The 26,991-nt window shown below is 70.8% G+C and carries 21 protein-coding genes; 15 read left to right on the forward strand and 6 right to left on the reverse strand.

Features of this window, described 5'->3' with window-relative positions; translation table 11 throughout:
• Positions 1-36: 36 nt before the first annotated feature.
• From OQ02_RS16880 to OQ02_RS16895, 4 genes are all read right to left on the reverse strand, one after another.
• The gene (locus OQ02_RS16880) at positions 37-4,302 is read right to left on the reverse strand and encodes a GH92 family glycosyl hydrolase (RefSeq protein WP_033439393.1); all 4,266 of its coding nucleotides are present in this window, start codon (positions 4,300-4,302) and stop codon (positions 37-39) included.
• A gap of 397 nt (positions 4,303-4,699) precedes the next feature.
• On the reverse strand, positions 4,700-6,580 hold the full coding sequence (locus tag OQ02_RS16885; protein WP_033439394.1) for an acyl-CoA dehydrogenase family protein: 1,881 nt from the start codon (positions 6,578-6,580) through the stop codon (positions 4,700-4,702).
• A gap of 169 nt (positions 6,581-6,749) precedes the next feature.
• A complete protein-coding gene (locus OQ02_RS16890; RefSeq protein WP_033439395.1) occupies positions 6,750-7,421 on the reverse strand; it encodes a DUF305 domain-containing protein in 672 nt (223 codons plus the stop codon).
• Positions 7,422-7,444: 23 nt separating this feature from the next.
• Positions 7,445-8,251 (reverse strand): DUF3105 domain-containing protein, encoded by an 807-nt coding sequence (locus OQ02_RS16895; protein WP_033439396.1) that lies wholly within the window; start codon positions 8,249-8,251, stop codon positions 7,445-7,447.
• A 170-nt stretch (positions 8,252-8,421) separates the two neighbouring features.
• On the opposite strand from OQ02_RS16895, the gene argS reads away from it, so the two are divergent.
• The 6 genes from argS (at position 8,422) to rho (ending at position 17,215) form a co-directional block, all read left to right on the forward strand.
• Positions 8,422-10,065, forward strand: coding sequence for an arginine--tRNA ligase (gene argS, locus OQ02_RS16900; protein WP_033439397.1), 1,644 nt, complete (start codon positions 8,422-8,424; stop codon positions 10,063-10,065).
• Positions 10,065-11,489: a diaminopimelate decarboxylase gene (lysA, locus tag OQ02_RS16905; protein ID WP_033439467.1), complete on the forward strand. Its 1,425-nt coding sequence runs from the start codon at positions 10,065-10,067 to the stop codon at positions 11,487-11,489. The genes argS and lysA overlap by 1 nt, the downstream gene beginning before the upstream one ends.
• Positions 11,490-12,788: a homoserine dehydrogenase gene (locus OQ02_RS16910; protein WP_033439398.1), complete on the forward strand. Its 1,299-nt coding sequence runs from the start codon at positions 11,490-11,492 to the stop codon at positions 12,786-12,788.
• Positions 12,789-12,805: 17 nt separating this feature from the next.
• Complete coding sequence (gene thrC, locus OQ02_RS16915; RefSeq protein WP_033439468.1) at positions 12,806-13,891, forward strand: threonine synthase; 1,086 nt, start codon at positions 12,806-12,808, stop codon at positions 13,889-13,891.
• On the forward strand, positions 13,888-14,763 hold the full coding sequence (thrB, locus tag OQ02_RS16920; RefSeq protein WP_033439399.1) for a homoserine kinase: 876 nt from the start codon (positions 13,888-13,890) through the stop codon (positions 14,761-14,763). Before thrC ends, thrB begins: the two co-directional genes overlap by 4 nt.
• Before the next feature lie 343 nt (positions 14,764-15,106).
• Positions 15,107-17,215: a transcription termination factor Rho gene (gene rho, locus OQ02_RS16925; protein ID WP_033439400.1), complete on the forward strand. Its 2,109-nt coding sequence runs from the start codon at positions 15,107-15,109 to the stop codon at positions 17,213-17,215.
• 247 nt (positions 17,216-17,462) lie between these two features.
• Here rho and OQ02_RS16930 read toward each other — a convergent pair whose 3' ends face one another.
• Positions 17,463-17,870 (reverse strand): hypothetical protein, encoded by a 408-nt coding sequence (locus OQ02_RS16930; protein ID WP_051772427.1) that lies wholly within the window; start codon positions 17,868-17,870, stop codon positions 17,463-17,465.
• A gap of 247 nt (positions 17,871-18,117) precedes the next feature.
• On the opposite strand from OQ02_RS16930, the gene rpmE reads away from it, so the two are divergent.
• The 5 genes from rpmE to prmC are packed head-to-tail and all read left to right on the forward strand — an operon-like array spanning position 18,118 to position 22,977.
• On the forward strand, positions 18,118-18,333 hold the full coding sequence (gene rpmE / locus OQ02_RS16935) for a 50S ribosomal protein L31 (RefSeq protein ID WP_033439401.1): 216 nt from the start codon (positions 18,118-18,120) through the stop codon (positions 18,331-18,333).
• 30 nt (positions 18,334-18,363) lie between these two features.
• The gene (gene prfA, locus OQ02_RS16940; protein WP_051772428.1) at positions 18,364-19,467 is read left to right on the forward strand and encodes a peptide chain release factor 1; all 1,104 of its coding nucleotides are present in this window, start codon (positions 18,364-18,366) and stop codon (positions 19,465-19,467) included.
• A 21-nt stretch (positions 19,468-19,488) separates the two neighbouring features.
• Positions 19,489-20,697, forward strand: a complete 1,209-nt coding sequence (locus OQ02_RS16945; RefSeq protein WP_051772429.1) for an acyl-CoA thioesterase/bile acid-CoA:amino acid N-acyltransferase family protein — start codon at positions 19,489-19,491, stop codon at positions 20,695-20,697.
• Positions 20,698-20,707: 10 nt separating this feature from the next.
• On the forward strand, positions 20,708-22,093 hold the full coding sequence (gene lpdA / locus OQ02_RS16950) for a dihydrolipoyl dehydrogenase (RefSeq protein WP_033439472.1): 1,386 nt from the start codon (positions 20,708-20,710) through the stop codon (positions 22,091-22,093).
• Positions 22,094-22,113: 20 nt separating this feature from the next.
• Positions 22,114-22,977 carry a peptide chain release factor N(5)-glutamine methyltransferase gene (gene prmC, locus OQ02_RS16955; RefSeq protein ID WP_033439402.1) on the forward strand — a complete coding sequence of 288 codons (864 nt, stop codon included), beginning with the start codon at positions 22,114-22,116 and terminating at the stop codon, positions 22,975-22,977.
• A gap of 7 nt (positions 22,978-22,984) precedes the next feature.
• On the opposite strand, the gene OQ02_RS16960 is transcribed toward prmC, so the two are convergent.
• Complete coding sequence (locus OQ02_RS16960; protein WP_156077097.1) at positions 22,985-23,683, reverse strand: hypothetical protein; 699 nt, start codon at positions 23,681-23,683, stop codon at positions 22,985-22,987.
• Positions 23,684-23,756: 73 nt separating this feature from the next.
• Between OQ02_RS16960 and OQ02_RS16965 the strand changes: the two genes are divergently transcribed.
• The 4 genes from OQ02_RS16965 (at position 23,757) to OQ02_RS16980 (ending at position 26,948) form a co-directional block, all read left to right on the forward strand.
• Positions 23,757-24,464 carry a hypothetical protein gene (locus OQ02_RS16965; RefSeq protein ID WP_033439404.1) on the forward strand — a complete coding sequence of 236 codons (708 nt, stop codon included), beginning with the start codon at positions 23,757-23,759 and terminating at the stop codon, positions 24,462-24,464.
• 43 nt (positions 24,465-24,507) lie between these two features.
• Positions 24,508-25,158 carry an L-threonylcarbamoyladenylate synthase gene (locus tag OQ02_RS16970; protein WP_033439405.1) on the forward strand — a complete coding sequence of 217 codons (651 nt, stop codon included), beginning with the start codon at positions 24,508-24,510 and terminating at the stop codon, positions 25,156-25,158.
• A gap of 107 nt (positions 25,159-25,265) precedes the next feature.
• Positions 25,266-26,426, forward strand: a complete 1,161-nt coding sequence (locus OQ02_RS16975; RefSeq protein ID WP_081915713.1) for a glycosyltransferase family 4 protein — start codon at positions 25,266-25,268, stop codon at positions 26,424-26,426.
• A gap of 66 nt (positions 26,427-26,492) precedes the next feature.
• Positions 26,493-26,948, forward strand: a complete 456-nt coding sequence (locus OQ02_RS16980; RefSeq protein ID WP_033439406.1) for an ATP synthase subunit I — start codon at positions 26,493-26,495, stop codon at positions 26,946-26,948.
• Positions 26,949-26,991: the final 43 nt, after the last annotated feature.

Consider the following 26,991-nt stretch of genomic DNA (forward strand, 5'->3'; position numbering starts at 1 on the left):
CCGGACCACAGCCCGGACCGCTGCCTGGACCAGTTCCTACAGCGACGTGCACTGACCCGTCTTGGGACCGCTCGCCTCGTTCGCCCACCCGCTGTTCACCGGAGCGGGGTCGTTGCCCGTGCACGACATCGGCCCGCCCACGGTGTTGCCGGCGAGCAGCGTGCCGCCCTTGTTGTCGGTCATCCGCACCGGCCCGGTGACGTTCACCCGTTCCAACGACACCTCACCGGACGCCCGGCTGACCTCGACGGGCCCACCGACCGACGTCTCCACCAGCACGACCGCCGCCGCGCCGTCCGCCGTGACGCGACCGCTCAGCGTCCCGCCGAACACGTACAGCGAAGCACCGGCCGCCACGGTCACCGGTCCGGTCACGGCAGCGCCGTCCACGCACGTCACGCCCGACTCGACGCGCAGCGGCCCGTCGTGCTGACCGGTGACGACCTTCCCGCACGTCACGAACGGCTTCGCCAGCAGCTCGAACTCGGCCAGCGTCGCCTCTCCGGGGAACTCCAGCCGGTAGTGCTGGTAGTGCCCCGGCTTGGCGATCTTGAACGCCCTGGTCTGCTGCCGCCACGGGAACGCCTCGCCGGTCCGCTCGTCGACCGTGGACCACGACTTGCCGTCGTACGAGCCCTTCAGCACCCACGACGCCGGGTCACCGCCGCCCTTGCCAGACGTGAGCGTGTAGAACGACGCGTTCTCCTTCTTCGACGGCAGGTCCACCTGCAACCACGACAACGCACCCGACGTCTGCGAGGTGTTGTCCACCAACGCGGCCGGCGCACCGGTCACCGTGCCCGCCGACGTCACGTCGCGCAGCGGCGCCGGGGCTTCCGAACCCTTGGTCAACGACGGCGGCGTGGCGTCCGGACCCGTGGCCCACGACGAGGGCTCGGACCCCATCTCGAAGTCCAGCACCCCACCCGACGCGATCTCGGCGTGCGGCAGGTACGACCTGTCCCAGGTCTTCCCGTTCACCTTCATCGACTGCACGTAGATGTTCCGCGCGGAGTTGGCGGGCGCGTTGATCACGAGCGACCGGCCGTTCTCCAGGTGCACGGTCATCTTCTTGAACAGCGGCGACCCGATCGCGTACGACGCGTTGCCCATCTGCAACGGGTAGAAGCCCATCGCGCTGAACAGCCACCACGCCGACTGCTCGCCGTTGTCCTCGTCACCGGGGTAGCCCTGCCCGATCTCGCTGCCCAGGTACAGCCGGGACATGATCTCCCGGACCTTCTCCTGGGTCTTCCACGGCTGACCGGCGTAGTCGTACATGTACGTGATGTGGTGCGACACCTGGTTGGAGTGCCCCAGCTGCCCCATCCGCACGTCCCGCGCCTCGGTCATCTCGTGGATCACGCCGCCGTACGAGCCGGTGAACTTCGCCGTCTCCGGGGTGGCGAAGAACTCGTCCAGCTTCGACCCCAGCCCGTCCCGCCCGCCGTACAGGTTGGCCAGGCCCTGACCGTCGTGCGGCACCGAGAACGCCATGTTCCAGCCGTCGGTCTCGGTGTAGTCGTGACCCCACTCGCGCGGGTCGTACTCGTCGGGCGCCGCGCGCCGCGTGCCGTCCGGCTTCCGGCCCTGGAAGAACCCGGTGGCCGGGTCGAACATGTGCACGTAGTTCTGGGCGCGGTTGGAGAAGTACTCGTACGACGCCAGGTACTGCGCGTCACCGGTCTCCTCGTGCAGTTGACGCGCCATGTTGGCGATGCCGTAGTCGTTGACGTAGCCCTCGATCGCCCACGACATGCCCTCACCGGTGGCGGTGGAGGTGTAGCCGGTGAAGATCGACGTGTCGAGGCCCTTCCGACCGACGCCCGCGTTCGGCGGCGCGACCGTGGCGTTCTTCACCGCCGCGTCGTAGGCCGCCTTGACGTCGAACGACCGCACGCCCTTCACGTACGCGTCGGCGAACGCCACGTCGGAGCTGGTGCCGGTCATCAGGTTCGCGTAGCCGGGCGACGACCAGCGCGAGACCCACCCGCCGTCCCGGTACTGCTGGACGAACCCGTCCGCCAGCTCACCGGCCTTCGTCGGCGTCAACAGGCTGTAGGCGGGCCACGTGGTCCGGTAGGTGTCCCAGAACCCGTTGTTGACGTAGATCTTGCCGTCCACGACCTTGGCACCGGTCCGCGTCGGCGTGGACGGCCCGGCGGCCTGCACCGGTGACGCGTACTGGTGCTTGGGCGCGTCGGCCGTGCCGGTGTTCTCGAAGCCCGAGTTCGGGTACAGGTAGAGCCGGTAGAGGTTGGAGTACAGCGTGGTGAGCTGGTCCTCGGACGCGCCCTCGACCTCCACCATGCGCAGCACGCGGTCCCACGCGTCCTGCGCCCGGTCCCGCACCGAGTCGAACGTGTCCGAAGTGGACACCTCCAGCTCGAGGTTGCGCCGCGCCTGGTCAACGCCCAGCAGCGAGGTGGCGATCTTCATCGTGACGGTCTTGTCGGCCGACGTGTCGAACTGGAAGAAGCCCGCCACGTTGTCCCGGCCCGCGCCGGTCAGCCGCCCGCTCGACTTCACCGGCTTGTCCACCACGCCGTAGACGAACATCCTGGTCGCGCCGGTCGACAACCCGCTCTTGACGTCGGAGAAGCCCGTCACCACGCCCGACGCCGGGTCCAGCGTCAAGCCGCCGCTGTTGTTCACGTTGTCGAACACCAGGTTCGACGAGTCGCCGGTGAACGTGAAGCGGAACAGCGCGGCGTGGTCGGTCGGCGCGATCTCGGTGCGCATCCCGTTCTCGAACGTCACGCCGTAGTAGTGCGCCCTCGCGACCTCGTTCTCGTGCCGGAACGGCAGCGCGCGCACCGCGCGGTCCGCGGTCGGCGTGCCGATGGTCGGCATCACCTGGAACGTCTGCCGGTCGCCCATCCACGGGCTCGGCTCGTGGCTCGCGGTGAACGCCTGGAGCGTCGGCAGGTTGTCCCGGTTGTTGTTCTTCGCGTACTCGTACAGCCAGCTGATCGAGCCCGCGTTCGTCATGGGCGACCAGAAGTTGAAGCCGTGCGGCACGGCGGTGGCCGGGAAGTTGTTGCCCCGGGAGAACGAGCCGCTGGAGTTCGTGCCGCGGTTGGTCAGCACCCAGTCCGACGGGCGTGGCCGCTCCACCACCACGGGAGCGGACTTCACCGCGATGTCGTCGATCCACCCGTTGAACCCGGCCGGGCCCTTGGGGTTGTCGTAGGCGACCAGGACGCGCTTGATCGTCTTGCCGGCCGCCACCGCGCCGACGACCGACGCGACCCGGTTCCACTGGTTGGTGTACAACGACTTCGCGGCGCCCTGGCCGCGCGGCGACAGCTCGAAGCCGTGCTGGTCGCGCGCGCCGAGGTCGCTGAGGTAGGTGCCGTCCGAGAACGCCAGGTCGAGCGACACGAACGTCGCCGGGTAGTTCAGGTCGTCGGTCGTGAACGACGGGAAGATCAGGTACGACAGCTCGGTGGTCGCGGTGACGGGGATGTCCACCTCGAAGGCCTTGTTGTACGAGTAGCCGCGCCCTTCGGCGACGTGCGTCCCCTGGTACCGCAACGCCTTCAGCCCGGTGAACCCCGCGCCCGACTTCGCGTTGTAGCCGCCGTTCGCGCCCTTGCCGACGGTCGTGCGCATGTTCTGCGCCGGAGGGGTGGTGGAGCCGTCGGAGAACTGGACCTCGGCGAGCTGGACGATGTTCACGCCGCCCGCGTTCGCGGAGATGTCCAGCTGGTAGAACTTGAACGCCTCGGTGTTCGCGGTGTCGTAGGCCTTGGTCTGGAACCGGTCGGCGAACACCTCGCCGGCCCGGGTGTCGATCGTGGTCCACGCGGTGCCGTCGTTGGAGGCGCGCAGGGTCCAGTTCTTCGGGTCGCGCTCGGGCGCGTCGTTGGCCGACGACAGCGCGTACCGCCGCACCGCGACCGGCTCGGCGAACGTGAACCGGACCCAGCCGGTCGAGGTGAAGGTCAACCACTTCGACGACACGTTGCCGTCGACCAGGTTCTCCTTGACCTCACCCGATTCCGCGTACTCGGAGTTCGCCGCCACGTCGACCACGCGGTCGGTGACGTTGCCGGGGATGCCGGTGGAGTCCGAGCCGTTGACGCCCGACGTGCGGGGCGTGCCGTCCGGCCCGGTCTCCACCGTGCTCGACCACTTCGGCTGCGGCTGCCCGTCCTCGAACGACGTGGCGAAGAGCGTCTCGCTCACGGTTGGCTCCCCCGGTGCGGCGGTCGCGGACGACCAGCCTCCCACGCTTCCCAACGCCAGTGCAGCAGTCGTTATGACCGCAAGCGATCTTCTACTCCGCATGAGCCCCATCGCGCACGCCTTCCGCCATTCGACAGCTGATCTTTAGCGAAGCAAAGGGCCTGGTGACATCGTTGTCAAGATCCGTCGGTGAACTTGTCCACCAGCCTGTCTTACCGCGCCTGGCGATCACGGGCCGTGCACGCGCGCGCCGGCCGCCGAGGGGAGTCACTCTCTGAGAGTAGTCAAGGGGCCTCTACCTGGTGATTCACTCAAACGTCGTAGGTGTGAACTCGCCGGTAAGGACGTAGCGTGACCGTACCTCCTCCTGGAGGGTGTGTGTCCTTCCGTTGTTGCAAGGGGAGTCGAAAGGGGAGTACGGGGGACGTGGTCCCCTTTCGACCGTCGCACACGGGGCAGGTGCCGCGCCCGCAAACACCTGCCCCGTGTGGACAACGGAAATCCCCGACTAAGGCGTCTTTCGGTGCACGTTGTGCATTGTTGAAGCCCGGTGGGTCGAGTCCGCGATCCACGGACCGGGGCTGGACGGGTCCAGCACCCCTTCTTCGAGCCAGCGGAACCGCCCCTTCACGACGTGCCGCGCCAACGCCGCGTCCGAGTCGTCCGAGTTGCGCCACAACCGGTCGAACAGCTCGTCCACCCGCACCCTGGCCTGCACGGCGAACGCGTCCGCCAGGGCCACCGCCCGGTCGCCGTCCGCCGCGGCCCGCACGCACGCCGCGCTGATCGCGAACAGCTCCGCGCCGATGTCCACGATCCGGGCGAGGAACCGCTGCTTGCCCTCCAGCCGACCCTGCCAGCGTGACATCCCGTAGAACGTCTGCCTGGCCAACCTGCGACTGGCCCGCTCGACGAACCTCAGGTGCCCGGCCAGGGGACCGAACTCCCCGTACGCGCGCGGCACCTGGCCCTTGCCGACCACGAGCGTCGGCAGCCACTTGGCGTAGAACCCGCCCGCCCTGGCGAACGCCCGCGCCTTGCGCTTGGTGTCCGCCTCCGGGTCGACGAGGTCCCCCGCGACGGACAGGTGCGCGTCCACCGCCTCCCGCGCGATCAGCAGGTGCATGATCTCGGTCGAGCCCTCGAAGATCCGGTTGATCCGCAGGTCGCGCAGCACCTGCTCGGCCGGCACGCCGCGCTCGCCGCGGGCCGCCAGGGACGCCGCCGTCTCGTACCCGCGCCCGCCGCGCACCTGCACCAGCTCGTCGGCTACCAGCCAGGCCATCTCGGAGCCGTACAGCTTCGCCAGCGCGGCCTCGATGCGGATGTCGTGCCCGCCCGCGTCGGCCAGCTCGCCCGCCAGGTCGAGCACGGCCTCCAGCGCGTAAGCGGTGGCCGCGATGAACGCGACCTTGCCCGCGATGGCCTCGTGCCGACCGATCGGCCGACCCCACTGGACGCGTTCGGCGGACCACTCGCGGGCGATCTTCAGGCACCACTTCGCCGCGCCCGCGCACAACGCGGGCAGCGACAGCCGGCCGGTGTTGAGCGTGGTGAGCGCGATCTTGAGGCCTGCGCCCTCCTTGCCGATCAGGTTGGCACTCGGCACGCGGACCCGGTGGAACCGGGTGACGCCGTTCTCCAACCCGCGCAGGCCCATGAACTCGTTCCGGTTCTCCACCGTGATGCCGGGCGAGTCGGCCTCCACCACGAACGCGCTGATGCCCTTGCCCGGCACCTGGGCCATCACCACGAGCAGTTCGGCCACCACGCCGTTCGTCGTCCACAGCTTGACGCCGTCGAGCACGTACCCGTCGTCGGTGGGGGTGGCGGTGGTGCCGAGGCGGGCCGGGTCGCTGCCCACGTCCGGCTCGGTGAGCAGGAACGCGCTGACCGCGCCGTTCGCGCAGCGGGGCAGGTACGCGCGCTTCTGCTCGTCCGTGCCGAACAGGGCGAGCGGCTGGGGGACGCCGATGGACTGGTGCGCGGAGAGCAGCGCGCCGAGGGCTGGGCTGACCGAGCCGATCAGCATCAGCGCCTTGTTGTAGTAGACCTGGGACAGGCCGAGGCCGCCGTACTCGGGTTTGATCTTCATGCCGAACGCGCCGAGCTGCTTCAGGCTGATCAGCACGTGGTCGGGGATGCAGGCCTCGCGCTCGATGAGCGCGCCGTCCACCGTCTTCTCGCAGAACTCGCGGAGGGCGGTCAGGAACGTCTCGCCCCGTTCCCGGCTCTCGGCCGAGCCGGTGGGGTGCGGGTGGATCAGGTCGAGCCGGAAGTGGCCGAGGAAGAGCTCCCGGCCGAAGCTCGGATGCCGCCACCGCGTCTCGCGCGCCTGCTCGGCGACCTTGCGGGCGGTGCGCTCGTCGACCTCGGGGGCGGGATCCACAGCGGTCTCCCTGTCGGATGCCGCTGCTCCGCAGACGGCGGGCTCGGTCGCCTGGAAGTCGAACGACCGACGCGACCTCGCGGGCGGGGGTGGCGTCCCCACGCTACTACCGGCGGGTAGCCCCGTCCGGGTGACGTTCAGCCCCCGAAAGGGTTGACGTGGGCGCGAGCTAGGCGGGCAGGGGAGCGGCGCCCCGGTCGGCCAGCAGCTTCTCCATGTACTCGCTCTCGCTGGTCTGCGACTTCAGCATGCTCTCCGCGAGGGTCCGCACCGCGTGCTGACCGGCGTGCTGCGCCCCGTACTCAGCCATCGGCGCGCCACCCCGGTGGTGCCGGAGCATGAGCTGGAGGAAGTACACGTCGAACTCGGCGCCCGACAGCGAGCGGAGCTTCGCCAACTCGTCCGAGGTGGCCATGCCGGGCATCGGGGCGCCGGCCGGGGTGTCCTCGCCGGCGGCGTGCCCGTGACCGGAACCCGTGCTCATCCACGCCATGTGCCGGCCCGCCTGCGGCTGCTCCGGTCGGCTCCAGAGCATCAGCCAGCCCTTCATCCGGCCGACCTGCTCCAGCTGCGTGCCGGAGATGTCGAACGCGAACAGGCGGATGTCCGCGTCGGTCGACCGCTCGCGGGCGATGTTCGCCATCTGCACGGCCTGGATGTGGTGCATGGCCATGTCCTGGCAGAAGCCGACGTCCACGGAGTCCGCCCCCGGTGCGGCGGCGTCGTCCGAGTGCGGCAGCTGGATCAGCAGGCCGACCGCGGCGCCGAGCAGCAGGGTGGCGACCACGGCCGCGCCGAGGACCACCGCCCGGACGAGGTTGCCCCGTCCGGGGGTGGCCACGGAAGAACCATCGGTCACTTCGTTCAGCTGCCGGAAGGCGCGGCGGCGCTGCTGGGCGCGGTGCTCGCGGCGCCGCGGGCGCTCTCCGCCTCGTCACCCATCGGCTCGGCGTCAGCGCCGGCCGGCTCGGGCGCGAACGGCGCCGGTGCGGACGCGAACGACGGGTTGTCGCACGTCGCGCCGACCTCGGGGTACGTGTACTGGTTGCGCCGGAGCGACTGGACGAACTGGTCGACGCGCTCGTCGTCGGCGTTCTCCAGCTTCAGCTGGTGGCCCCACGCCTGGAGGGAGATCGGCTTGTCCAGGCCGGGGTACGGCGACATGATCGTGAACGGCTGGCCGTCGACCTTGGCCTTCAGCTTGTCCAGGGCCTCACCGGTCACCTGGTCGGGGTTGTAGGCAACCCAGACCGAACCGTGCTCGAGCGCGTGGATGACGTTCTCGGTGCGGACGGCGGTCGGGTACACGACGCCGTTGCAGTCGGCCCACGCGTTGTCGTGCGGCCCACCGAACGGCGGCGAGAAGTCGTACGCCACCCGCTTCGGCGCGTCGATGTGCTTGCCCGGCTTGTACTCGCGCTTGACGACCCCGGGGATCTGGTCGGAGGGGTCCTTGTTCTCCTCCGACGGCACCCACTTCGCGAGCGCCGCTTCCTTGGCGTTCTGCTCGGAGATCTGCCCGAACGCGTAACCGAACACGGTGCCGGCCAGGGCCAGCACGGCTACCACCGCCAGGATGGTGCCCCACGGCTTCGGCTTCTTCGCCACCACCGAGGAGCGCGCCGCCGCAACGCTGCCGCGCGCGGCCTTAGTCTTCTTGCCGCTGGTCATGTCCGCCTCAGTCTCGTCATACGCCCATGCCGCAGGTCAGTGTAGGGATAGGGTGTCTGATCACCGTCAACTGCCCGTCACGGCGGGTGGCCGGCGTCACTGCCGATTCCCACTTCGCGGGACGCGCATCCCGGTCGAGACCAGCGGGAACGCTTCCCTAGACTTGCCGGGTGACTCCCGCTGCGCTCGCTGAACTGGTCCGTGCGACGGCCGTGGACGTGTTGTCCGCCCGCGGCCTCGATCCCACTGCCCTGCCCACAGCGGTCACGATCGAGCGCCCCCGCAACCCCGAGCACGGCGACTACGCGACCAACGTGGCCCTCCAGACCGCCAAGAAGGTCGGCGTGACGTCCCGCGACCTGGCCGGCTGGCTGGCCGACGCGCTGACCGGCACCGATGCCATCTCCTCGGTCGAGGTGGCCGGTCCGGGCTTCCTGAACCTGCGGCTCGCCGCGGACGCGCAGGGCGAGATCGTGCGCGACGTGCTGAAGGCGGGCGCGGCGTACGGCCGCGGCGACGTGCTCACCGGCACCCGGGTCAACCTGGAGTTCGTCTCGGCGAACCCGACCGGCCCCATCCACCTGGGCGGCACCCGCTGGGCCGCGGTCGGCGACGCGCTGGGCCGGATCCTGGAGGCCAACGGCGCCGAGGTCACCCGCGAGTACTACTTCAACGACGCGGGCGCGCAGATCGACCGGTTCGTCCGGTCCCTGATCGCCGCCGCGAAGGGCGAGCCCGCACCGGAGGACGGCTACGCGGGCGGCTACATCGGGGACATCGCGGCCGAGGTGCTGCGGCAGGAGCCCGGCGCGCTGACCTCGGACGACTCGCACGAGGTGTTCCGCCGGATCGGCGTCGGCCTCATGTTCGAGGAGATCAAGAAGGCCCTGCACGACTTCGGCACCGACTTCGACGTCTTCTTCCACGAGGACTCGCTGCACAAGTCGGGCGCGGTCGCCAAGGCCGTCGAGCAGCTCAAGGGCTCCGACTCGCTGTACTTCGAGAACGGCGCCTGGTGGCTGCGGTCCACCGAGTTCGGCGACGACAAGGACCGCGTGGTCATCAAGAGCGACGGCGAGCCGGCGTACATCGCGGGCGACATCGCCTACCTCGTGGACAAGCGGTCGCGCGGCTTCGACCTGTGCATCTACATGCTCGGCGCGGACCACCACGGCTACATCGGCAGGCTCAAGGCCGCCGCCGCCGCGCTGGGCGACGACCCGGACTCGGTCGAGGTGCTGATCGGCCAGATGGTGAACCTGGTCAGCGACGGCAAGCCGGTGCGGATGAGCAAGCGCGCGGGCACCGTGATCACGATGGAGGACCTGGTGGACGCGGTCGGCGTGGACGCCGCCCGGTACGCGATGTCCCGCTCCTCGGTCGACTCGTCCCTCGACCTCGACCTGGACCTGCTGCGCAAGCACAGCAACGACAACCCCGTCTTCTACGTCCAGTACGCGCACTCGAGGCTGGCCTCGCTGCTGCGCAACGCCGCCGACCTGGGCGTCACGCCGGGCGACGCGCTCGACCTGCTCACGCACGACCGCGAGGGCGACCTGATCCGCACCGTCGGTGAGTTCCCCCGCGTCGTCGGCACGGCCGGTGAGCTGCGCGAACCGCACCGCGTCGCCCGGTACCTGGAAGAGCTGGCGGGCACCTACCACCGGTTCTACGAGGCCTGCCGCGTCCTGCCGCGCGGCGACGAGGAGACCACCGAGCTGCACCGCGCCCGGCTCCAGCTGTGCGCGGCGACCCGCCAGGTCTTCGCCAACGGCCTCGCGCTGCTGGGCGTCACCGCGCCGGAGCGCATGTGATGCGCGCCCACCCGGCCGGTCCCCGGCACGCCGACGTCATGGTCCCGTCGAACACGGCGGGCAACCGGCCCTCGTCGGCCGACGAACTGGGCTCCCTGCACCCGCAGGTGTGGCCGCGCAACGCCGAACGCGGCGCCGACGGCGCGGTGCGCTTCGGCGGCGTCGACGTGCGGCAGCTCGCCCAGGAGCACGGCACGCCGCTGTTCGTGATGGACGAGGCCGACTTCCGCGCCCGCTGCCGGGAGCACGCCGAGGCGTTCGGCGACCCGACCCGCGTCCACTACGCGTCCAAGGCGTTCCTGTCCGTCGCGGTGGCCCGCTGGGTCGCCGAGGAGGGCCTGAGCATCGACGTGGCCAGCGGCGGCGAGCTGGCCGTCGCACTGCGCGCGGAGTTCCCGCCCGAGCGGATCGCGCTGCACGGCAACAACAAGTCCGTCGCCGAGCTGACCAGGGCGGTCGAGGTCGGTGTCGGCGCGGTCGTGCTGGACTCGCACTACGAGATCGCCCGGCTGGACCAGATCGCCCGCGACCGGGGCCGCGTGCAGCCGGTGATGATCCGGGTGACGGTCGGCGTCGAGGCGCACACGCACGAGTTCATCGCCACCGCGCACGAGGACCAGAAGTTCGGCTTCTCGCTGTCCTCGGGCGACGCGGCCGAGGCGGCCCGCCGGGTGCTGAAGTCCGAGGGGCTGCGGCTGATCGGCCTGCACAGCCACATCGGCTCGCAGATCTTCGACGCCAGCGGCTTCGAGGTCGCCGCGCGCCGGGTCATCGGCCTGCTCGCGGAACTCCGCGACGAGCACGGCGCCGGCATCCTCGACCACGTCACGACCGTCGACCTCGGCGGCGGCCTCGGCATCGCGTACACCCCGGACGACGACCCGCCGCCGCCGGCCGAGCTGGCCAGGCAGTTGCGCAACATCGTGGCCAAGGAGTGCGAGCACGCCGAGCTGCCGGCGCCCAAGATCGCGGTCGAGCCCGGCCGGGCCATCGTCGGCCCCGGCACGGTGACGCTGTACGAGGTGGGCACCATCAAGGACGTCCAGCTCGACGCGGGCGTCGTGCGCCGGTACGTGAGCGTGGACGGCGGCATGAGCGACAACATCCGCACCGCGCTCTACGACGCCGTGTACGACTGCAAGCTGGTGTCGCGTGCCGCGTCGGAGGACGCGGTCCCCGTGCTGTGCCGCGTCGTCGGCAAGCACTGCGAGTCCGGTGACGTGGTCGTGCGCGACTGCTGGCTGCCCGACGACCTCGCCCCCGGCGACCTGATCGCGGTCGCCGCGACCGGCGCCTACTGCTACTCCATGGCCAGCGGCTACAACCGACTTCCCCGGCCCGCGCTCGCCGCGGTCGTGGACGGCCAGGCCCGGTTGCTCCTGCGCCGGGAGACCGAGGAAGACCTGTTCCGCCTGGAGGTATGAGTGTCTAGCCACAAACCGATCAAGGTCGCTTTGCTGGGCTGCGGCACGGTCGGCACCGAGGTGGTCCGGCTGCTCACCGACCAGGCGGCCGACCTCACCGCGCGCGTCGGCGCGCCGGTCGAGCTGGCCGGCATCGCCGTGCGCAAGCCGAACAAGCACCGCGACGTGCCCGCGGAGCTGCTGACGGCGGATGCCGAAGCCCTCATCGCGTCGGACGTCGACGTCGTCGTGGAGGTCATCGGCGGTATCGAGCCCGCCCGGTCCCTGCTGCTCGCCGCGCTGCGGTCGGGCAAGTCGGTGGTGACCGCGAACAAGGCGCTGCTCGCCGAGCACTCGGCGGACCTGTTCGAGGCGTCCGACGCGTCCGGCGCGGACCTGTACTTCGAGGCCGCGGTGGCGGGTGCGATCCCGCTGCTGCGCCCGCTGCGCGAATCGCTGGCCGGCGACCGCATCACGCGCGTGATGGGGATCGTCAACGGCACCACCAACTTCATCCTCTCGGGCATGGACTCCACCGGGGCGAGCTACGGCGAGACCCTGGAGGAGGCGACCCGGCTCGGGTACGCGGAGGCGGACCCGACCGCCGACGTGGACGGCTTCGACGCCGCGTCCAAGGCCGCGATCCTGGCGTCACTCGCCTTCCACAGCCGGGTGACGGCCGCCGACGTGCACCGCGAGGGCATCGCGTCGGTCAGCGCCGCCGACATCGCCGCCGCCAAGGCCCTCGGCCGCACGGTGAAGCTGCTGGCGATCTGCGAACGGGTGACCGAGGACGGTGGCGAGAGCATCTCGGTGCGCGTGCACCCGGCGATGATCCCCAAGTCCCACCCGCTCGCGGGCGTGAACGGCGCGTTCAACGCGGTGTTCGTCGAGGCCGACGCGGCGGGCGAGATGATGTTCTACGGCCAGGGCGCGGGCGGCGCCCCGACCGCCAGCGCGGTGCTCGGCGACCTCGTCGCGGTGGCCCGCAACCGGGTGCACCGCGGTCGCGGACCGCGTGAGTCGGCGTACGCGGCGCTGCCCGTGCGGCCGATGGGCCAGACGCCCACGCGTTATCACATCAGCCTCGACGTCGCCGACCGGGCGGGCGTGTTGTCGCAGGTCGCGGCGGTGTTCGCGGAGCACGACGTGAGCATCGCGGCGGTGCGGCAGGAGGGCCGGGTCGACGACGCCAGCCTGGTGATCGTCACCCACGCCGCGACCGATGCGGCATTGCGGTCGACCGTGGACAAAATCGGCGGGCTGCCCGTGGTTCGTGAAGTGGTCAGCGTGATGCGGGTGGAAGGCGAAGAGCTATGACGACGGCACAGGCGACGATGGGCGGTGCCGGCAGTCCGGCGGCAGCGCGGCCGGGGTGGCCGGGGATCATCCACGCCTACGCGGACCGGATCCCGCTGCCCGACGGCGCCAAGGTCATCACCCTGCACGAGGGCGGCACGCCGCTGGTGGCCGCCGAGCGCCTGTCGGAGCTGACCGGCTGCCAGGTCTACGTCAAGGTCGAGGGCGCCAACCCCACCGGCTCGTTCAAGGACCGCGGCATGACCGTCGCCATGACGCACGCGCTGGCCAGCGGCGTCCGCGGGGTGATCTGCGCGTCGACCGGCAACACGTCGGCGAGCGCGGCGGCGTACGCGGCGAAGGCCGGGATGGCCGCCGCGGTCCTCGTGCCGCGGGGCAAGATCGCGCTGGGCAAGCTGGCCCAGGCCGTCGCGCACGGCGCGAAGATCCTCCAGATCGACGGCAACTTCGACGACTGCCTCGAACTGGCCTCCAAGACGTCGATCGAGTACCCGATCACGCTGGTCAACTCGGTCAACCCGGTGCGGCTGATCGGCCAGAAGACCGCCGCGTGGGAGATCTGCGACGTGCTCGGCCGCGCGCCCGACGTGCACTGCCTGCCGGTGGGCAACGCGGGCAACATCACCGCGTACTGGCGCGGCTACTCGGACTACTACAAGGACGGCGTGATCGGCGCCGCGCCACGCATGTTCGGCTTCCAGGCCGCGGGTTCCGCGCCGCTGGTGCTGGGCGCGCCGGTGGCGGACCCGGAGACCATCGCGACCGCCATCCGGGTGGGCAGCCCCGCGTCGTGGACCGGCGCGGTGACCGCCAAGGAGGAGTCCGGCGGGCTGTTCGAGGCCGTCACGGACGAGAAGATCCTGGAGGCCTACCGGCTGCTGGCGTCGACCGAGGGCATCTTCGTCGAGCCCGCGTCCGCGACCAGCGTGGCGGGCATGCTGGCCACGGTCGCCGACGGACGGCTGCCGAAGGGGTCGACGGTCGTCTGCACGGTCACCGGCCACGGCCTGAAGGACCCGGACACCGCGCTGCTCGGCATGCCCGAGGTCGCGCCGGTGCCGGTCGACCCGGGTGCCGTCGCCACCGCGCTGGAGCTGGCGTGACGGGCGTCCGGGTGACCGTGCCGGCGTCCACGGCGAACCTCGGCTCGGGGTTCGACGCGCTCGGCATGGCGTTGGGCCTGCGCGACGAGCTGGAGTTCGAGGTCGTGCCCTCCGGGCTGGCCGTCGAGGTCTCGGGTGAGGGCGCCTCGGCCGTCCCGAAGGACGAGAGCCACCTGGTCGTCCGCGCGTTCCGTGCGGCGTGCGACCTGGTCGGCGCGGAGGTGCCCGGCCTGCGGCTGACGTGCCGCAACACCATCCCGCACGCCCGCGGCCTCGGGTCCTCGTCCGCGGCGGTCGTGGCGGGCGTGGCGGCCGGGTTCGCCCTGGCCGGTCGCGAGTTGGACACAACCGCGTTGCAACTCGCCGCCGAGTTCGAGGGCCACGCCGACAACGCCGCCGCCGCCATGTTCGGCGGCGTCGCCATCGCGTGGACGCAGGGTGACCGCTACCACGCGGTCCGTGTGGACCCCGATCCCCGGATTTCCCCGGTCGTGCTGGTGCCCGAGGTGGAATCGTCCACCAAGACGACCCGCGGCCTGCTCCCCTCGAAGGTGCCGCACGAGGACGCGGCGTTCGCCGTGGGCCGTGCGGCGCTCGCTGTGCACGCTCTCACGGCCGACCCGTCGCTGCTCCTCGACGCGTTGGACGACCGGCTGCACGAGCCGTACCGGGAACCGGCCTGGCCTGCGACGACCCGCCTGGTGCGGGCGCTGCGGGAGGCCGGTGTGCCGGCTGCGGTGTCGGGGGCGGGACCGACGGTCCTGGCCCTGCCCGTGGACGGCGACCTGCCGCCGGGGGTCGACCTGACCGGGTTCGCCGCCCACCGCGTGCCGGTCGACCTGGGAGGGGTCGGCGTTGCGCCACTCGACTGAGTGAAACGACGCGCCGCACCCCGGTTGTTGCACCGGACCGTACCTGCGTCTACCCTCGGGGCCATCAGTCACCGCGCGCACGGGCGCCGGTGTAGTGCCCGGACGTTCGTTCCGGGTCGCATTCCTCCAGTGATCTGGCTCTGTGCCGTATGGACGGGGCCGACGCTGGAAGGCACCCGCTCGCCGTGTGACCGAAGTCCCGTACCGGAGGACTCCGCTTTCGTGCGCGTTCCGCGCCGTCCGAGGTCCGCCTGAACCGGGACGAAACTGCCGCACCGCATTCCGTCGGACGGCAGGTCCGCTGGGTCGCGTAGGAGGCGCGATTCGGTCAGGAAGGACATGTGTGACCAACACCGATGTACTGAGCAGCCAAGCTCCTGCTGCTCCCAATTCCGCTGCCGGCAGTTCCGGAGCCGAGGAGAACGCTCTGACCACCCCTTCGAACGGCAGCGCCACGCCGCGCAAGCGCGCGGGCCTCTCTGGAATGGTGCTGGCCGAACTCCGTGAACTCGCAGGTCAGCTGGGCATCACCGGCACGGCCGGCCTGCGCAAGGGCGACCTGATCGCGGCCATCAAGGAGCGGCAGGGCGGCACCTCCGGTCGGGGCAGTGCCGCGACGCCGTCCAAGACCGAGAAGAAGGCTGCCGACGCGCCCAAGGCGGTCGCCGTCAAGGCGCCCGCGAAGGAGCAGGCCGTCGAGGCTCCGGCCCCGGTGGAGAAGCCGACCCAGCAGCAGCTGGACGTGACCGACCGGCCCGCCGAGGAAGAGGGTGGACGCCGGGGCAACCGCCGCCGTCGTTCCGCCAACCGCCCCGCGGGCAGCCCCGAGGCCCCGGCCGCGGACGGCCAGCAGGCCCAGCCGCAGGCCGACCGTCCCGCTCAGGCGGACCGCCAGGCCGAGCGGCCCCAGGCCGACCGGGCGCAGTCGGACCGGGCGCAGTCGGACCGCGCCCAGGGCGACCGCCAGCAGGGTGACCGCGCCGAGCGGTCCGACCGCGGCGACCGGCAGGACCGAGGCGACCGGCAGGACCGCTCCGAACAGCGCGAACAGCGCCAGGACCGGGGCGACCGCGGCAACCGCGGCGACCGGCAGGAGCGGGGCGACCGTGGGGACCGCGGTGGTCGTGACGACCGCGGTGGCCGTGACCGCGACCGCGATCGCGACCAGAACCGCAACCGCCAGCAGAGCGGCCCGAGCGACGACGGCGACGAGGACGGTGGCCGTCGTGGTCGTCGCTTCCGCGACCGCCGCCGCCGTGGTGGTCGTGGCGACGAAGGCGGTCCCGCCACCGACACCGAGGTGCGCGACGACGACGTCCTGCTGCCCGTGGCGGGCATCCTCGACGTGCTGGAGAACTACGCGTTCGTCCGCACGTCGGGCTACCTGGCCGGGCCGAACGACGTGTACGTGTCGCTCTCGCTCGTCCGCAAGTACGGCCTCCGCCGCGGTGACGCCCTCATCGGCGCCGTGCGGCAGCCGCGTGACGGCGAGCAGCAGCGCCAGAAGTTCAACCCCCTGGTGCGGGTGGACAAGATCAACGGCCTCGACCCGGAGGAGTCCCGCAACCGGCCGGACTTCACCAAGCTGACGCCGCTGTACCCGAACGAGCGACTGCGGCTCGAGACGGAACCGCACATCCTCACCACGCGCGTCATCGACCTGGTGATGCCGATCGGCAAGGGCCAGCGAGCCCTGGTCGTGTCGCCGCCGAAGGCGGGCAAGACCTCGGTGCTCCAGTCGATCGCGAACGCGATCACGAAGAACAACCCCGAGTGCCACCTGATGGTGGTGCTGGTGGACGAGCGGCCCGAAGAGGTCACCGACATGCAGCGGTCGGTGAAGGGCGAGGTCATCGCCTCCACCTTCGACCGCCCGCCGTCGGACCACACCACGATCTCGGAGCTGGCCATCGAGCGGGCGAAGCGCCTGGTCGAGATGGGTCACGACGTGGTCGTGCTGCTGGACTCGATCACCCGGCTGGGTCGTGCCTACAACCTCGCGGCCCCCGCGAGCGGCCGGATCCTGTCCGGTGGTGTCGACTCGACCGCGCTGTACCCGCCGAAGAGGTTCCTGGGCGCGGCCCGGAACATCGAGGGCGGCGGCTCGCTGACCGTCATCGCGACGGCCCTGGTCGAGACCGGTTCCGCGGGCGACAGCGTGATCTTCGAGGAGTTCAAGGGCACGGGTAACGCCGAGCTCAAGCTCGACCGGAAGATCGCGGACAAGCGGACCTTCCCGGCGGTGGACGTGGACGCGTCCGGCACCCGCAAGGAAGACCTGCTGCTGTCCCCGGACGAGCTGGCCGTCATGCACAAGCTGCGCAGGGTGCTGCACGCCCTGGACAGCCAGCAGGCCATCGACCTGCTGCTCGACCGGCTCCGCAAGAGCCGGACGAACATCGAGTTCTTGATGCAGGTGGCTAAGAACACCCCGAGCGGCGACAACGACTGACCCGCTCCGCACCACCCGAAGGCCCGTCCGGCCCCGCCGGACGGGCCTTCCCCATCCCGTGAGTCCTACGTTCAGAACCCGTGAGTCGTACCTACAGAACCCCCGTGTCCTACGTTCGGAACACCCGAATTCAACGCTCAGAACAGTCGATCTTGTACTGAGCGTTGAATTCACGCGTTCCGAACGTAGGACTCACGCGTTCTGAACGTAGGACTCACGGGTTCTGAACGTAGGACTCACGTGGGGGTCAGCAGTGGGGGGTGGGGGCGAGGCCGGCCTTGGAGAGGGCGGCGGTGCGGCGGCGCTCCAGGAAGTACGCGGCGATCAGCAGGGCGGTCACCGGCACGCCGAGGCACACGACGGCCACCACGGGCACGCGCACGCCGTCCAGCACGAGACCGGCCACGAAGAGCGACGCCAGGTACGGCCAGCGGAGCCACACGCGCTGCCACCGGGCGGTCCACACGACCGTGTTCGACAACGCGATGCCCACGGCGACGCCCGCGCCGAAGACGGGGCTCGACAGGGCGATGGACCCCGGCACCCCCAGCACCAGCCCGCCCAGCCCGGTCAGGCCGAGCACGGCGGTGCTGAACAGGAACGGCACGGCCAGCCACGAGGTCAACCGCAACGGGCGTCCGACAGCGCACAACACGCGCCAAGTGTGGCGTCCGGGCAACGCCGCCACTGCTCTGCGTAGCCCAGCGGTTACCTGGAGCGCCAAATGGTCGACCGCCATCGGTGAGCGGTTGTGACACCAGCCACGGGGAACAACCGTGCCTGACCTCGCGTTGCAGGGGGTGACGCCCGATCTGGCACACTGTCGGGTCGAGTCCGGCTCCGGTTCACCCCGAAGAACAGCAACGGGGACCCGGCGGCCAACCGAGGAAAGGGACGAGACGTTGAAGACCGGCATTCACCCCGAGTACGTGACGACCGAGGTCACCTGCGGTTGTGGCAACACCTTCGCCACCCGCAGCACCAAGACGTCCGGCGCCATCCACGTCGAGATCTGCTCCAACTGCCACCCGTTCTACACGGGCAAGCAGAAGATCATGGACACCGGTGGTCGGGTCGCGCGCTTCGAGGCCCGCTACGGCAAGCGCGCCGCCAAGTAGCTGCCAGAACGGCGTCCACCCCATCCGCGGGTGGACGCCGTTGTCGTCTCCGCACCCCTCGAAGACCGGAGCAAGACCGTGACGCTGGACGCCCTGCTGGCCGAGCACGCCGAGCTGGAAGCCAAGCTCGCCGACCCCTCGGTGCACGCCGACCAGGCGGGCGCGCGGAAGCTCGGCAAGCGTTACGCCGAGCTGACCCCGATCGTGAAGACGGCGCGCGAGCTGGAGCAGGCGAAGTCCGACCTGGAGACGGCCCGTGAGCTGGCCGCCGAGGACGAGGTGTTCGCCGAGGAGGCCGAGCAGCTGGCCAGGACGGTCCCGGCGCTGGAGTCCAAGCTCACCGAGCTCCTCCTCCCGCGAGACCCCCACGACCACGCGGACGTCGTGCTGGAGATCAAGTCCGGTGAGGGCGGCGAGGAATCGGCCCTGTTCGCGGGCGACCTGCTGCGCATGTACCTGCGGTACGCCGAACGCCACGGCTGGAAGGCCGAAGTGCTCGACGGCACGGATTCCGACCTGGGTGGCTACAAGGACGTCACGGTGGCCATCAAGAGCCGCGTCGACACCCCGGACGGCGTGTGGTCCCGGCTGAAGTACGAGGGCGGCGTGCACCGCGTGCAGCGCGTGCCGGTGACGGAGTCGCAGGGCCGCATCCACACGTCCGCCGCCGGCGTCCTGGTGTTCCCGGAGACCGAGGACGTCGAGGTCGAGATCGACGAGAACGACCTGCGCGTGGACGTGTTCCGCTCGTCCGGCAAGGGTGGCCAGAGCGTCAACACGACGGACTCGGCGGTCCGCATCACGCACCTGCCCACCGGCATCGTGGTGTCCTGCCAGAACGAGCGCAGCCAGCTCCAGAACAAGGCCCGCGCCATGCAGGTGCTCCAGTCCCGGCTGACCGCGTTGGCCGAGGAGAAGCAGCAGCAGGAGGCGTCGGACGCCCGGCGCGTCCAGATCCGCACGGTCGACCGCTCCGAGCGGGTGCGCACGTACAACTTCCCCGAGTCACGCATCTCCGATCACCGTGTCGGGTACAAAGCGCATAACCTGGATCAAGTTCTCGACGGTGACATGGACGCGGTGCTCGACGCGTTGGCGGCGGCGGACCGCGCGGAGCGACTAGCCGAGAGGTAGGTCGACGAGAGGGGCGCGCGAATGGCGGAAATCCTGGTCAACCCGCGCAGCGCCCCGCTCGACGGAGTCTTGGAAGTCCGGGTGGTCGACCTGCCGCCGGGGCAGCGGGTGGGGTTGCGCGCGTCGACCGGCGACCACGGTTCGTGGGTCGTGTTCCTGGCGGACGAGCGCGGCGTCGTGGATCTGACCCGACACGCCCCGATCGAGGGCTCCTACACGGGCGTTGACCCGATGGGGTTGTTCTGGTCGATGCGCCGGACGCCGGGCAAACCACACCCGCACACGGTCGTCGAGGCGGTCGGCGTCGGTCGGGTCGAAGTGGACCGGCAGGCCGTGCCCGAGGGCGTGCGGCGGACCGAGGTGGGGGAGAACGGCCTGGTCGGCGTGCTGTTCGAGCCGGACGACGACGAGACACACCCCGGCGTGCTGGTGCTGAGCGGCTCCGAGGGCGGCATGCACGAGCTGGACGCCGCGCTCCTGGCCGGGCGCGGGTTCGCGGCGTTGACCCTGGCGCACTTCGGCGCTCCGGGGGTGCCGGACGACCTGGTCGAGATCCCGCTGGAGTACTTCGGGACGGCGCTGGAGTGGCTGGGCGAGCGGGCGGGGCGGCTCGGCGTCATCGGCGGTTCGCGCGGCGGTGAGCTGGCGCTCCTGGTCGGTGCGACGTTCCCGCAGGTCAAGGCCGTGGTGAGCGTGGTCGGCAGTGGTGTGGTCACGCAGTGCATCGGTCCCGGTGACCGGTTGTTGCAGAAGCTTGACCACGAGGCCGCGTCGTGGACCTGGCAGGGCAGGCCGCTGCCGTACCTGCCGTACTCGATCCCGCACGAGCTGCGCCGCCGGGTCGTGGACGGCGACCCGGTGCCGTTGCGGCTGGCGTTCGACCTCACCGACGGCATCCCGGAGGACGCCGAGATCCCGGTCGAGCGGATCGACGGGGGTGTGTTGCTGCTCTCATCCGGTCAGGACGAGTCGTGGCCGTGCGAGGAGCTGAGCGAGGTCGCCTTCCGCCGGCTGGCGGAACACGGGCACCCGCACCGGCACGAGCACGTCGTGTACCCCGAGGCAGGACACCTGATCGCGGGCCCGCCGCACCGGCCGACCACGGACGTGGTCATTTCGGGCCCCGGCGTGCGGTTCTCCACGGGCGGCACGCCTGCCGCCACGGCCGCCGCGAGGGCCGACGCGTGGCGTCGCACCGTTGAGTTCTTGTCGGACCAACTCGGCACCTAATGTGTCGCTCATGAGCGCACACTTTGACGTCGTGGTCCTCGGTGCGGGGCCAGGCGGGTACGTCGCCGCGATCCGCTCGGCCCAGCTGGGCCTGAAGACGGCGATCATCGAGGAGCGTTACTGGGGCGGGGTCTGCCTGAACGTAGGCTGCATCCCGTCGAAGGCGCTCCTGCGCAACGCGGAGCTGGCGCACCTCTTCACGCACGAGCAGAAGACCTACGGCATCCAGGTCGACGGCACGGTGAAGTTCGACTACGGCGTCGCGTACGAGCGCAGCCGGAAGGTCGCGGACGGGCGCGTCAAGGGCGTGCACTTCCTGATGAAGAAGAACGGGATCACCGAGTACAACGGCCGGGGGACGTTCGTCGACGCCAACACCATCCAGGTGGGTGACGAGACCGTCACGTTCGGGTCCGCGATCATCGCGGCCGGTGCGACCACCCGGCTCCTCCCGGGGACGAAGCTGTCCGACCGGGTGGTGACGTACGAAGAGCAGATCATGTCGCAGGACCTGCCGGAGAGCATCGTCATCGCGGGTGCGGGCGCCATCGGCGTCGAGTTCGCGTACGTGCTGCACAACTACGGCGTCAAGGTCACGATGGTCGAGTTCCTGGACCGGGTGGTGCCGCTGGAGGACGCCGACGTGTCGGCGGAGCTGGCCAAGCGGTACAAGCGGCTCGGGATCGACGTGCGGACGTCCACGCGGGTCGAGTCCATCGACGACTCCGGTCCCCGCGTGCGCGTCACGGTGTCCAAGGACGGCGCGCAGGAGGTGCTGGAGGCGGACAAGGTCATGCAGGCCATCGGCTTCCAGCCGAGGGTCGAGGGCTACGGGCTGGAGAACACCGGCGTCCAGCTCACGGAACGCGGCGCGATCGCCGTCGACGCCCGCTGCCGCACGACCGTGCCGAACATCTTCGCCATCGGGGACGTGACCGCGAAGCTGATGCTCGCGCACGCAGCCGAGTCCATGGGCATCATCGCCGCCGAGACCATCGCGGGCGCGGAGACGATGGAGCTGGACTACGTGATGATCCCGCGGGCGACGTACTGCCAGCCGCAGATCGCGTCGTTCGGGTGGACCGAGGCGCAGGCGCGCGAGCGCGGGTACGACGTGAAGGTCGCGAAGTTCCCGTTCACCGCGAACGGCAAGGCGCACGGCATCGGCGACTCGGCCGGCTTCGTGAAGCTGATCAGCGACGCGAAGTACGGCGAGCTGCTCGGTGGTCACCTGATCGGGCCGGACGTGACGGAGTTGCTGCCGGAGCTGACGTTGGCGCAGCAGTGGGACCTGACCGTGCACGAGGTGGCGCGCAACGTCCACGCCCACCCGACGCTCGGCGAGGCCGTGAAGGAAGCGGTGCACGGCCTGGCCGGGCACATGATCAACTTCTGACCTGCGGCTATCCTCTGCGCATGACCCGACACCCGCTGCGGCCGGCCATCATCGAAGCGGAACGCATGCTGGCCGCGGCGGGTGTCGACAGCCCCCGGGTGGACGCCGAGCACCTCGCCGCGCACGTGCTCGGCGTCGAACGCTCGCGCCTGCCGCTGATCCCGCTGGTCGACCCGCCGGTGGTGGACGCGCTGCACAAGGCCGTGCTCCGGCGCACGGCCCGCATCCCGTTGCAGCACATCACCGGCTGGTCGCACCTGGGCGGCGTCGAGCTCGAAGTCGGTCCGGGCGTGTTCATCCCGCGCCCGGAAACCGAGCTGCTGCTCGAATGGGCCTTGTCCACAGTGGACAAGGCGGCCGACGTGACCGTCGTGGACCTCTGCACCGGCTCCGGCGCGCTGGCCCTCGCGGCGGCACACCGGTTGCCCCGCGCCACCGTGCACGCGGTCGAACGCGATCCGACGGCGCTGGCGTGGGCGCGGCGCAACGCCGAAGCCCGCAGCGCCGCCGGCGACACCCCGATCACGCTCCACTCCGGTGACGTCACCGCGCCGGACGTCCTGTCCGATCTGGACGGTCAGGTCGACCTGGTCCTGTGCAACCCGCCGTACGTGCCCGACGAGACCGAGGTGCCGCCCGAGGTGGCCGACCACGACCCCCGTCAGGCGGTCTTCGGCGGCGCGGACGGCCTGGACGTGATCCGGCACGTGGTGGGCCTGTCCGCGCGCCTGCTCAAGCCGGGCGGCCACGTGGCGATCGAGCACGACGACACCCAGGGCGACTCGGTACCCGCCCTGCTGGCCTCCCGCCGTGTCCTGACCGACGTGGCCGACCACCGGGACCTCGCCGGTCGCCCCCGCTTCGCCACCGCCCGCCGGGCCTGAGACCGGCTCAGGGTCGGGCGTTGTCGATGAGGACCTCCAGGTCCGATCGGGTTTTCGACCACTCCTCGGACGGTCCGGAGGCGTAGACCACGTACTCGATTCCGCCCGTTTCCCAGTAAGCGACGGCCATCCGTTCGGCGACCCCGTCGACGACCTCCTCGAAATCCCAGCGCACCGCGGGGAATTCGCGGATCGTGGTCTGCGCCAGCGCCAGCCTGGTGTGGCCGGGCTCCCGTTCCCGTTCGACGGCCGCCGTCGTGATGCGGGCGAGCAGGGTCGTCGACGGGTCGGTGACCGGGGCGCCGCCCAGCCGGATCTCGCGCCGGGGGTTCGCCGGGTCGGTCGCCACGAGGGTCGTCGCCACCGTGCCGGTGCTGATCGTCCACCCCTCCGGCACCGCGGTCGTCAGCCCGCCTGGGGCTTCCACCAGCCGAAACCCGGCCGGGAGCGCGGGGGCGGTGGTGGTCGTGGGCACGGCGGACGGGGACGGCGGCGGTGTGGTCGTGGTCCGGGAGAGCGAGGGCGGAGGCTGGGGGAGCGAGGGCGAGAGCAGGGCCGGCACGGGCACGGGTGCGGTGGTCGCGGACTTCGCGTGCAGCGCCAGCGCGCCCGCCGCGCCGCCCACCACCAGGTAGACCGCGGTGATCGACAACGCCAGTGGAACGGTCGCGACCTGCCTTCGGCCGTATTTCTGCGGATTCGCCATCTCGTCCTTTCCCCGGGTTACGGGATAACCTGGAGGCGATTTCCAGCCCGATGAGTAAATCGGAGAGTCGGCAATGCCTGTCAATGGACCGAACGAGTGGACCGACCAGCGCGCGTGGCTCGTCACCCGCATCGCGCCGGTCGAGCTCGCCGGTTTCACCGAACCCGACCGCGCCCGCCTCACCCGCTCCCTCGCCGCCCTCACCTCCGCGCTCGCCGACGGCCGCACCGACGGACGTACCGACGGCCGCACCGACGGAGCGCACGTCGCCGCCACCGTGGTGCGCGGCGAACTCGACCGCGGCGGCAGCCCGCGCGCCGACGACGTCCTGCGCACCCACCTCGCCATCGCCCTCGCCGCGCGCACCACCGAGGTCCGCGGCATCACCCCGGACGGCGCGCTCGTCGTGACCGACCGCGGTCGGCTGGCCGAGTGCCGCGCCCTCGCCACCGAGATCCTGGCACTGAGCCCGGACCCTGACCTGATCGCCTTCGCCACCGACCTGCGGCACCGCCTCGACCGCGCGGAACGGTGGCGCTGGGTCGAGCCGGACGTGTGGACGGCCGCGACGGTCGGCCTCGCGGTCCTCGTCCTGCCGTTCGTCGGCAGCGCGGTGGGCAACGCGGCCGTCACGGCAGGTGGTGTGCTGCTGGGCGGCGCCCTGGTGTTCGGTTTCGTGGTGGCGCACCGCAAGCAGCAGTGGGCCGTGGACGAGCGGTCGGCCGTCGACGCGATCGACGTCGGCGCCGCGGGAACCGCCTCCCGCCACCCCGGTCCGTGACCTCCGCCGCTGCGCCGCACCGCGCTGTGCTTGGATCAGCAGGGTGAGCACGGTCTACGATTGCAGCGTCCAGGCCGACCGGGCGGCAGGCCTCTCCGCCGCAGCGAGCGCGGTGCGCTCCGGGCGCCTCGTGGTCCTCCCCACCGACACCGTCTACGGCATCGGTTGCGACGCGTTCGACGCGTCCGCCGTCCGCGGCCTGCTGGAGGCCAAGGGCCGCGGTCCGGACATGCCGGTGCCGGTGCTGGTCGGCTCGTGGACCACCATCGACGGTCTGGTCCTCAGCGTCCCCCGGCAGGCCCGCGCGCTGATCGAGGCGTTCTGGCCCGGCGGCCTGTCCCTCGTCCTGCCGCACGCGCCGTCGTTGGCGTGGGACCTCGGTCACACCCGTGGCACGGTGATGCTCCGCATGCCGCTGCACCCGGTCGCCCTCGAACTGCTCCGCGACGTCGGCCCGATGGCCGTGTCCAGCGCCAACAAGTCCGGCTTCCCGCCCGCGGGCACGGCGCAGGAGGCGTGGGACCAGCTGGGCGAGGAGGTCGGCGTCTACCTGGACGGCGGCCAGGCGGCGGAGAACATCGCCTCCACCATCGTCGACCTGACCGGCCCGGACCCGGTGGTGCTGCGCGAGGGCGCGGTGCCGCTCGCCGAGGTGTCCAAGGCGCTGGGCGTCGAAGTCGAGGTCGCGCGCTAGTGGATCTTGCCGATCGGAGTAGCGTGGTGGTCTTATCGCTCGAACGCCTTGCGCGAGAACCACAGCAAGACCCACCCGACACCCCATCCCCGAGGGGCTAGCCTGCCGTGGGCCAGTTGCCTGCCGTGTCCAACGTCCTCCCCGTCCGGGAGTACCTGCTCGTCGCGCTGACCGCCGCGGTCGTGACGTTCCTGCTCGTCGGCCTGGTGCGCAAGCTGGCGTTCCGGATCGGCGCGGTCGCCTACCCGCGCCAACGCGACGTGCACGTCAAGCCGATGCCCCGGATGGGCGGGCTCGCCATGTACGGCGGTGTGCTCGGCGGGATGCTCCTCGCGCACCAGCTGCCGGTGCTGCGGTCGGCGTTCGACTTCTCCTACGACCCGTACGCGGTGATCGTGGGCGGTGGCGTGATCGTCCTGGTGGGCGTGCTGGACGACCGGTTCGAGCTGGACTCCCTGACGAAACTCGCCGGCCAGGTCACCTCGGCGGGCATCCTCGTGCTGTTCGGCCTCCAGTGGCTGCTGTTCTGGGTGCCGTGGGGCGACGACGGCGAGGGCACCGGGTCGCTGCTGTCGCTGGACCAGAACCAGGGCGCGATCCTGAGCGTGCTGCTGGCCGTGACCATGGTCAACGCGATGAACTTCGTGGACGGCCTCGACGGCCTCGCGGCGGGCATCGGCCTCATCGCCGCCACCGCCACCTGCGTGTTCTCCATCGGCCTGCTGGCCAACAACGGCGGTGACGTCGGCGCGTACCCGCCCGCGCTGATCGCCGCCACGCTGGCCGGCGCGTGCCTCGGGTTCCTGCCGCACAACTTCAACCCGGCCCGGATCTTCATGGGCGACTCCGGCTCGATGCTGATCGGCCTGATGCTCGCCGCCGCCACCATCTCGGCCTCGGGGAAGATCAACTACGAGTCGGTCCGCGCGACCGACGTCCTCGGCCTGCTGTCGCCGCTGGTCGTGGTGGCCGCGGTGCTGTTCGTGCCGATGCTCGACCTGCTGATGGCCGTGGTCCGGCGCACGAGGCGCGGCGAGAGCCCGTTCTCCGCGGACAAGATGCACCTGCACCACCGGTTGCTGGAGATCGGCCACTCCCAGCGGCGCGCGGTCCTGTTGATCTACTTGTGGGCCGGTGTGCTGGCGTTCGGCGCGGTGGCGCTGACCTTGTTCGACGTCGTGGTCGTGGTGTGGTGCCTCGGCGGCGGACTTCTTCTCGCACTGTTGGTCTCCGCGATACCCAGACTTCGTGAAGTGCGCCGCACCTGACCCCCGATGGTGGGGCGTGTACCAAGGCTTCTTTACACTCGGTCACGACCACCAGTAGGGGGTGACATGAGCCAGGACAGTCCCAAGGCCACGGAGTGGACGCACGAGGCCGTCGTGCAGCGGCTCGCCGGCGAGATGTTCCGCAGTGCGCTGTGGGTGGCGCTGGCGACGGTCGCCGTCGGAGTGGTCGTCTGGACCGTCGTGGCCGGCATCCCCGGACTGGTCAGCGCACTCATCGGCGGTGTGGTGGCCTGCTTGTCGTCGGTCCTCACCCTCGTGGTGATGCGGAAGACCGCCGCGCTGCCGTTGCAGATCATCATGGTTGCCGCGTTCTCCGGGTTCCTCGGCAAGCTCGTGCTGCTGGTCGTGGTGATGTTGTTGGTGCGCCGGTTCCCCGAGCTGCACGACAACGCGCTCGCGATCACCATGGCCTCGACCATCCTGGTCGCCACCTTCATGGAGGTGCGCGCCTCGAAGCGCAGTCGCAGTCAGATGGTGGTCCCCACCCCCGGAAACGCCTGATCTACCGGCTGGTACGGTGCGCGCAAGACGGGACACCCAGGCA

This window comes from Saccharothrix sp. NRRL B-16314 (genome assembly GCF_000716595.1).
GTDB lineage: Bacteria > Actinomycetota > Actinomycetes > Mycobacteriales > Pseudonocardiaceae > Actinosynnema.

Excerpts from the sequence above, each read along its gene's own strand:
- OQ02_RS16980 (WP_033439406.1), top strand. The coding sequence starts at position 26,493 with ATGAGCCAGGACAGTCCCAAGGCCACGGAGTGGACGCACGAGGCCGTC.
- OQ02_RS16965 (WP_033439404.1), top strand. The coding sequence starts at position 23,757 with ATGCCTGTCAATGGACCGAACGAGTGGACCGACCAGCGCGCGTGGCTC.
- lysA (WP_033439467.1), top strand. The coding sequence starts at position 10,065 with ATGCGCGCCCACCCGGCCGGTCCCCGGCACGCCGACGTCATGGTCCCG.
- lpdA (WP_033439472.1), top strand. The coding sequence starts at position 20,708 with ATGAGCGCACACTTTGACGTCGTGGTCCTCGGTGCGGGGCCAGGCGGG.
- prmC (WP_033439402.1), top strand. The coding sequence starts at position 22,114 with ATGACCCGACACCCGCTGCGGCCGGCCATCATCGAAGCGGAACGCATG.
- OQ02_RS16960 (WP_156077097.1), bottom strand. The coding sequence starts at position 23,683 with ATGGCGAATCCGCAGAAATACGGCCGAAGGCAGGTCGCGACCGTTCCA.
- OQ02_RS16895 (WP_033439396.1), bottom strand. The coding sequence starts at position 8,251 with ATGACCAGCGGCAAGAAGACTAAGGCCGCGCGCGGCAGCGTTGCGGCG.
- OQ02_RS16945 (WP_051772429.1), top strand. The coding sequence starts at position 19,489 with ATGGCGGAAATCCTGGTCAACCCGCGCAGCGCCCCGCTCGACGGAGTC.
- thrC (WP_033439468.1), top strand. The coding sequence starts at position 12,806 with ATGGGCGGTGCCGGCAGTCCGGCGGCAGCGCGGCCGGGGTGGCCGGGG.
- OQ02_RS16880 (WP_033439393.1), bottom strand. The coding sequence starts at position 4,302 with ATGGGGCTCATGCGGAGTAGAAGATCGCTTGCGGTCATAACGACTGCT.